This is a genomic window from uncultured Jatrophihabitans sp., assembly GCF_964246335.1.
GTDB lineage: Bacteria > Actinomycetota > Actinomycetes > Mycobacteriales > Jatrophihabitantaceae > Jatrophihabitans.
On sequence record NZ_CAXTQF010000005.1, the window covers coordinates 21,083 to 27,275 of the forward strand.

Sequence of the window (6,193 nt, forward strand, 5' to 3'; positions counted from 1 at the left end):
CGTCACTGGGCCGGACCGGCCCGCACGTGGTCGAAGATCAGGTTGGTCTCGGTGCGGGCCACGTCCGGGTCGCCGCTGAGGTTGACCACCACGAAGTCGCGCAGGTTGTCGGTGCTGTGTGCCGCGATGTGCACGTGGAAGTCGTCCGCGCCCGCGAGGAAGAACACGTTCAGCACCTCGGGCAGTTGTGCGATCTTCGCCATGAAGTCAGGGATGTGCCCGCGGGCATGCGACTGCAGACGCACCGCGATCATCGCCTGCACCGGCCGGCCCAGGGCCACGGGATCGATGTCCGCGTGATAGCCGCGGATGACCCCCGCCTCGCGCAGCGCGCGCACCCGGCCCAGGCAGGTCGACGGCGCGATGCCCGCCCGCTCGGCAAGTGCGTTGTTGGGCATCCGTGCGTCCGCGGCGAGCGCGCGCAGCAGTCGGCGATCGACGTCGTCGAGCGGCGGTCGAATCCTGTTCGCCGCAAGCGGTTTCGACGCGGGTCCACTCGAAGATCTCGTCGCCATACCGGCAGGTTACAGAATCTTGTTCAACCCCGTACCGGGATTTGCGCCGGTCGTTCATCGTAGGAGGCACAGTACAATCCGAGGAGTCACGGTGCAGGTCGGCGTCCCCCGCGAGGTCAAGAACAACGAGTTCCGTGTGGCGATCACGCCTGCGGGCGTGCACGAGCTGGTGCGCAACGGACACGATGTCGTGATCGAGAACGACGCGGGCGTCGGCTCGGCGATCCCGAACGACGACTACACGGCCGTCGGCGCGCGGATCCTGCCCACCGCCGACGACGTGTGGGCCGAGGCGGACATGGTGCTCAAGGTCAAGGAGCCCATCGCCGAGGAGTACCACCGCATGCGCAAGGACCAGGTGCTGTTCACCTACCTGCACCTCGCCGCGGACAAGGCATGCACCGACGCGCTGCTCGCTGCCGGCACGACCGGCGTCGCCTACGAGACCGTGCAGCTGCGCGACGGATCGCTGCCGCTGCTGGCGCCGATGTCCGAGGTCGCCGGCCGGCTGGCACCGCAGGTCGGCTCGTACCACCTGATGCGCCAGGGCGGCGGGCGCGGGACGCTGATGGGCGGCGTCCCCGGCGTGTACGCGGCGAAGGTCGTCGTGATCGGCGCCGGCGTGTCCGGGCAGAACGCGGCCGCCATCGCGCTCGGGATGCAGGCCGAGGTGCTGCTGCTGGACAAGAACGTCGCGCGGTTGCGGCAGATGGACGCGATCTACCAGGGCCACTGCCAGACGGTCGCGTCGAACTCGCTCGAGGTCGAGCGGGCCGTCCTCGACGCCGACCTCGTGATCGGCGCTGTTCTGGTGCCGGGTGCGAAGGCGCCGACGATCGTCAGCAACGAGCTGGTGTCGCGGATGAAGCCGGGCTCGGTGTTGGTGGACATCTCCATCGACCAGGGCGGCTGCTTCGAGGACTCGCATCCGACCACCCACGCCGAGCCGACCTATCCCGTGCACAACTCGCTGTTCTACTGCGTCGCGAACATGCCCGGCGCCGTCCCGCACACGTCCACCTTCGCGCTGACCAACGTGACGCTGCCCTATGCCGTCGAGCTCGCGAACCGCGGATGGCGCGATGCCCTGCGCCGCGACGAAGCGCTCGCCCACGGACTCAACACGCACGAGGGTCAGCTGACCAACAAGCCGGTCGCGCAGGCGCACGGTTACCAGTCGGTCGCGCTCACGGACGTGTTGACCTGACCCGGCCCACCGCGTTGAGTGGTGCTGAAGACGTGAGTTCCTACCGCGATCTCTCGCTGTGGTTCGACCAACTCTCCCCTGCGACGCTCCAGCCGCGGCACCCCCTGGCCCGTGACGTCGAGGCCGACGTGGCGATCGTCGGGGCCGGCTTCACCGGCCTGTGGACCGCGTACTACCTGCACGAGCTCGACCCGACGCTGCGCATCGTCGTGCTCGAGTCGCAGGTCGCCGGGTTCGGCGCGTCCGGGCGCAACGGCGGTTGGTGCTCGGCGCTGTTCCCGGTCAGCGCGGCCACGCTCGCCCAAGAAGCCGGCCACGATGCTGCGGTCGCGCAGTACCGCGCGCAACGCGGCGCCGTACGTGAGGTGCTCCGGGTCGCCGCGGAGCAGGACATCGACGCCGACATCGCGCTCGGCGGCACCGTCGTCGTGGCACGCAGCACCGCCCAGCTCGACCGCGCCCGCGCGGAAGTCGCCGAGGCCGACGACTTCGGGCTGGACATCTCCCTGCTCGATGCCGACGCCGCAGGCGCACGGCTCGCCGCCACGGACGTACTCGGCGCCACGTACACCCCACATTGCGCCGTGCTGCAGCCGGCCAAGCTGGTCCGTGGCCTGGCCGACGCGGTCGAGCGACGCGGCGTCACGATCTACGAACGGTCCACAGCAACGCGCATCGAGCCGCACACGGTGCATACCGCGCTCGCGAGGGTGCGCGCCGGGACGGTCGTGCGCGCCACCGAGGGCTACACGGCCCGGCTGCCGGGCTCGCGCCGCGCGCTGGTGCCCGTCTACTCGCTCATCATCGCCACCGAGCCGTTGCCGGACACCATGTGGGAGCAGATCGGCCTGCGTGAGCGGGAGACGTTCGCGGACCACCGCAACCTGATCATCTACGGCCAGCGCAGCGCGGACGGGCGGGTGGTCTTCGGCGGGCGTGGCGCGCCGTACCACTGGTCGTCACGCATCGAGCCCGCGTACGACCGCGAGCCACGGGTGTTCGACGCGCTCGAGCGCACGCTGCACGAGCTGTTCCCCGTGTTGCGTTCTGCGCGGATCACTCATCGGTGGGGCGGCCCGCTCGGGATTGCCCGCGACTGGCACGCGTCGGTGGGCCATGACTCCGACACCGGGCTCGCCTGGGCCGGTGGTTACGTCGGCGACGGGGTGGCAACGGCCAATCTGGCCGGGCAGACGCTGGCCGATTTGATCACCGATCGGGACACGGAGCGCACGTCGCTGCCGTGGGTCGGGCACCGCTCGCGCTCCTGGGAGCCGGAACCGTTGCGCTGGCTGGGCGCGAACCTGGGCCTGCGTGCGATGGAGTGGGCCGACCACGCCGAGGCCGCCGGGCGCCGCCCCTCCCGCACGGTCGGTGCCGTCAACGCGATGATGGGCCGGTGACCGAAGGCCCCAGCACCCAGGTGACCCGGCTGCGCGCGAAGCAGCGCACCGAACTCGCTGCTCTACATGCGCTGTTGGACACGACGTTCGTCGGGCACTTCGCCGTCACCGACGGGCACGGGCACCCTGTGGTGTTCCCGACCGCGATCGCGCGCGACGGCGATCACGTGCTGGCACACGGTTCGACCGGCTCACCGTGGATGCGCGCGTTGGCCGCGGGCGCGCCGACCAGTCTCGCCGTCACGGCGCTCGACGGGCTGGTCGTCGCCCGCTCGACATTCGAATCGTCGCTGCACTACCGCAGCGCGGTGCTCTTCGGCGCGTGCAGCGCGGTGCGCGATGCCGACAAGCCGGCCGCGCTCGACGTGCTGACCGACGCGATGCTGCCGGGCCGGGCAGCCGAGGTGCGTCGCCCGTGGCCGCGTGAGCTCGCGGCGACGCTGGTGTTGTCGATGCCGATCGAGCAGTGGTCACTCAAGATCTCCGACGGCTGGCCGGACGACGAGGACGCCGACATCGCCGGGGACGCCTGGGCCGGCGTGGTGCCAATGCACACGCGGCGCGGCACCCCGGTCCCGGCGCCGGATCTGCGCGCCGGCATCGCGGCGCCGGCCTCGTTGCGTCAGCTGCCGGACGCGCCGTAGCGCAGGCCGTCCATCAACAGGCCGACCAGCCGCCCGGTGCGGTCGCGCCACCCGGGCGTGTCGGTGGCCATGCAGATGCCGCCGACTGCGCGCATGAGGTCGTTGGGGTCGACATCGGCCCGGACGGTGCCGGCCGCGACCGCGGCGTCGAGCAGCTGACCGAGCGCGCTCGAGATCCGGTTATGACTCTCGGTCAACAGAGCCGAGTCGGCGCCCAGCACCGCCTTGAGGGCCATCGCCATGCCTCGCTTGCGGGCGACGTACGCGGCGAGATCGCCCATCCACGCCTCGAGAGCGCGGTCGGGGTGCTCGGTGTCGGCGACGATCCGCTCGTCGATGCCGCTGCACAGCGTCTCGACCTCGTGCCGGTACACCGCCTCGATGAGCGCATCGCGCGTCGGGAAGTGGCGGTAGAGGGTGCCGATGCCCACGCCTGCCTGCCGGGCGACGTCCTCGAGCGGGACGTCGACGCCGCGGTCGGTGAACAGCTGCGCGGCGGCGCTCATCAGGGCGTCACGGTTGCGGCGGGCGTCGGCGCGTAGCGGGCGCGCGACAGACGGGGCGTCATCCGCCGTGTCCGCGGCGTGCGCCGATCCGGCAACTGCGGACGTCGAGCGCGACACGCCCATCCCTCACAATTCGCTTGATAACCGGAGGCAACCTCCGGTAACGTCGGTTCCGGAGGAACCTTCCGCTTACACCCACGGTACTACACAGAGGTCCTGCTCGTGAGCATCGAAACCCAGTCCCCGACATCGAACCCCGCCGCCGACGCTGCCGCCCGTGCCGGTCGCCGGACGTGGCGACTCCCCCGCCCGGCCCAACGCCCCAATCTCGTGCTGGCGGTCATCCTGACCTGCCAGCTGATGGTGGTCATCGACGTGACCATCGTGAACATCGCCCTGCACGACATTCGCCGCAGCCTGGGCTTCTCCGCGGCGAGCCTGTCCTGGGTGGTGAGCGCCTACACGCTCGCCTTCGGCGGCTTGCTGCTGCTCGGCGCGCGGGCCGGTGACATCCTCGGCCGCCGCCGCATGTTCCTCGCCGGCATCGCCTTGTTCACGGTGTCCTCGCTGGCGGGCGGATTCGCCCAGAACCCCGGCGAGCTGCTGGCCGCACGAGTCGTGCAGGGCATCGGTGGCGCGTTCGCGTCGCCGTCGGCGCTGGCACTGCTGATGACGATGTTCCCCGACGCCCGCGAGCGCACCCGCGCGATCGGGCTGTACGCCGCGGTGTCCGTCGGTGGCAGCGCGCTCGGCCTCATCGCCGGCGGCGTGCTGACCGAGTACGCGTCCTGGCGGTGGGTGCTTTTCGTCAACGTGCCGATCGGCGCGGTGCTCCTGGTCTTCGGCCGGCCGTTGCTGACCGAGACCGAACGTCAGCACGGTCGCTTCGATCTCGCCGGCGCGCTGACGTCCACGCTCGGCATGACCTCGCTCGTCTACGGCTTCGTGCACGCGGCGAGCGACGGGTGGCGCGACGCCGCGACGGTCACCGCCTTCGCAGTCGGCGTGGCCCTGCTCGCCGCGTTCGTGCTGATCGAGTCCCGCGCGAGTTCACCGATCACTCCCTTGCGCCTGTTCGCCGACCGGAACCGGGCGAGCGCCTACGTGGCGCGATTGCTGCTCGTGGCCGGAATGATGGGCATGTTCTTCTTCCTGACGCAGTTCCTGCGTGGAGTGCTCGGTTACAGCGACCTCGTCACCGGGTTCGCGTTCCTTCCGCTGACCGCGGTGATCTTCGGCGCCACGCAACTGTCTTCTCGCGTGCTGGTCGAACGCATCGGCGCACACCGGCTGATGATCGTCGGCATCTCACTGTCCACGCTCGGCATGCTCTGGCTCAGCCAGCTGGGCGAGCACAGCGGCTACGGCTCGTTGGCCGGCCCGTTGGTCGTCTTCGGCCTGGGCAACGGTCTGGCGTTCGTCCCGCTGACGACGTCAGCGCTGTCCGGCGTCGAGCCGCGCGACGCGGGTGCCGCCTCCGGCCTGGTCAACGTCATGCAGCAGGTCGGCGGCTCGCTGGGCCTTGCGGTGCTGGTGACGGTGTTCGGCGCGTCGAGCACGTCGGCTGCGGCCGATCTACCGAAGGGCCTGAGTCGCGCCGAGGCGGCACGCCGGGTCTTCGTCGTAGCCTCCGACCACGCGTTCTGGGTAGCGACGGCGTTCCTCGCCGGCACGCTGCTGCTGGTCACCTTCGCCATCCGCACCAAGGCCGCACAGCCTGCGGACGCGAAATAGGGATCACCAGAAGCGGCAGCGACATCGGGTTCGGTCTTACCCGGACCCGCTCCGCCCAGTTAGGTCGAGCCTGTTCGACGAGCAACGGCGGCACGCCGATACACGAACGGCGGCGGGGGGGGGGGGGGGGGCGCCCGCCCCCGGGCGGGGGGGGGGGGTGGGGGGCACGGGGGGGGTGGGGTGG

The 6,193-nt window shown here is 70.9% G+C and carries 6 protein-coding genes; 4 read left to right on the plus strand and 2 right to left on the minus strand.

What is annotated here, in order from left to right:
• Positions 1-2 precede the first annotated feature (2 nt).
• Positions 3-515: an Lrp/AsnC family transcriptional regulator gene (locus ACFFCN_RS02710; RefSeq protein ID WP_375489476.1), complete on the minus strand. Its 513-nt coding sequence runs from the start codon at positions 513-515 to the stop codon at positions 3-5.
• 91 nt (positions 516-606) lie between these two features.
• Here ACFFCN_RS02710 and ald point away from each other — a divergent pair, with 91 nt between their 5' ends.
• From ald to ACFFCN_RS02725, 3 genes are read left to right on the plus strand one after another with little or no spacing between them, the layout of a single operon-like run.
• Positions 607-1,722, plus strand: a complete 1,116-nt coding sequence (gene ald, locus ACFFCN_RS02715; RefSeq protein ID WP_375489478.1) for an alanine dehydrogenase — start codon at positions 607-609, stop codon at positions 1,720-1,722.
• A gap of 32 nt (positions 1,723-1,754) precedes the next feature.
• On the plus strand, positions 1,755-3,125 hold the full coding sequence (locus ACFFCN_RS02720; RefSeq protein ID WP_375489480.1) for an NAD(P)/FAD-dependent oxidoreductase: 1,371 nt from the start codon (positions 1,755-1,757) through the stop codon (positions 3,123-3,125).
• Positions 3,122-3,769 carry a pyridoxamine 5'-phosphate oxidase family protein gene (locus ACFFCN_RS02725; RefSeq protein WP_375489482.1) on the plus strand — a complete coding sequence of 216 codons (648 nt, stop codon included), beginning with the start codon at positions 3,122-3,124 and terminating at the stop codon, positions 3,767-3,769. Before ACFFCN_RS02720 ends, ACFFCN_RS02725 begins: the two co-directional genes overlap by 4 nt.
• On the opposite strand, the gene ACFFCN_RS02730 is transcribed toward ACFFCN_RS02725, so the two are convergent.
• A complete protein-coding gene (locus ACFFCN_RS02730; protein WP_375489484.1) occupies positions 3,748-4,275 on the minus strand; it encodes a TetR/AcrR family transcriptional regulator in 528 nt (175 codons plus the stop codon). The two genes, ACFFCN_RS02725 and ACFFCN_RS02730, sit on opposite strands and share 22 nt — an antisense overlap.
• Positions 4,276-4,497: 222 nt before the next feature.
• Between ACFFCN_RS02730 and ACFFCN_RS02735 the strand changes: the two genes are divergently transcribed.
• Positions 4,498-6,009 carry an MFS transporter gene (locus ACFFCN_RS02735; RefSeq protein ID WP_375489486.1) on the plus strand — a complete coding sequence of 504 codons (1,512 nt, stop codon included), beginning with the start codon at positions 4,498-4,500 and terminating at the stop codon, positions 6,007-6,009.
• Positions 6,010-6,193 lie beyond the last annotated feature (184 nt).

Bases quoted from the DNA above. Each gene is read 5' to 3' on its own strand.
- ACFFCN_RS02710 (WP_375489476.1), bottom strand. From the start codon at position 515: ATGGCGACGAGATCTTCGAGTGGACCCGCGTCGAAACCGCTTGCGGCG.
- ACFFCN_RS02730 (WP_375489484.1), bottom strand. From the start codon at position 4,275: ATGAGCGCCGCCGCGCAGCTGTTCACCGACCGCGGCGTCGACGTCCCG.